Raw genomic sequence first — 905 nt, 5'->3', positions numbered from 1 at the left:
CTGCTATTTATGATGGTAATGCCTGGAATGTCCTCTTTGATTCAATGGCGTTTGAATAGCCTCCCGGGCCAGCAGTTAATTTAAAGGAAAGTGGGCACACGGATAGCATATTATGGAAACTAACGTTTATAGATAGCTATGATGATAATTGTGATAACTAAGGAAATGAAATGATTATTAGTCAAGAACGTTGGGATAAAACCTTTAAAAATTTTGAAGTATATGATTGTACATATGGCTTTGAACATGGCCGCGTTGGCTTATTATTAATTGAAAAAATTGATGAAAATCATATCGAATATGGCAACGACTATTACATGCCTAAACACAAGCTGGTATCAATAGTTATTGACAACCCTCCTGAAAACAGGGTGTTTGGGATGTCTTTCGGTAATTTGAGCTATCCAACGATATCGGCTGGATGGTCACCTTCCCAAACTGAATTAGTTATAGTTGATATCGACTGTGAAGTCATAAGCTACAAAACCAGAGAATACAAGGGACGAGAAAATAATCTGGATATTCCTATTTCTAAATCCTCAGACATGAGAACAGCTATAATTAAGGTAGTCAGAGTAGGAACAAGTGTCTATGCAATTGGGGGAGGGTTAAGAATATATAAACGAATTAATCATCAGGTTTGGCTGGATGCTTCACAAACTATTCCTGTTCCCGATGGATTCCTGGAACGGAAGGCTGAGTCGATGTCCAGAAGCTTATTTCAGGATTTATCTGGTTTTTCCGAGTCAGATATGTATGCAGTGGGTGGAACGGGAACCGTTTATCACTTTAATGGTGAGCAATGGAAAAAACTCCCTTTTCCGACAAATAAACTTCTGTACACAGTTTGCTGTGCCGGTGACGGATTTGTTTATATTGCTGATTTTGACGGTGCTATATGGAAG

The 905-nt window shown here is 38.5% G+C and carries 1 protein-coding gene; it reads left to right on the top strand.

Features of this window, described 5'->3' with window-relative positions; genetic code table 11:
* Positions 1–170: 170 nt before the first annotated feature.
* Positions 171–905: beta propeller repeat protein (locus tag G434_RS02980; RefSeq protein ID WP_001513228.1), on the top strand; the 735-nt coding region annotated here is incomplete at its 3' end.

The organism is Escherichia sp. KTE172, from assembly GCF_000408845.1.
GTDB classification, from domain to species: domain Bacteria; phylum Pseudomonadota; class Gammaproteobacteria; order Enterobacterales; family Enterobacteriaceae; genus Escherichia; species Escherichia coli.
The sequence above is the reverse complement of the archived record's forward strand: the minus strand, read 5'-3'. Positions and strand labels throughout refer to the sequence as shown.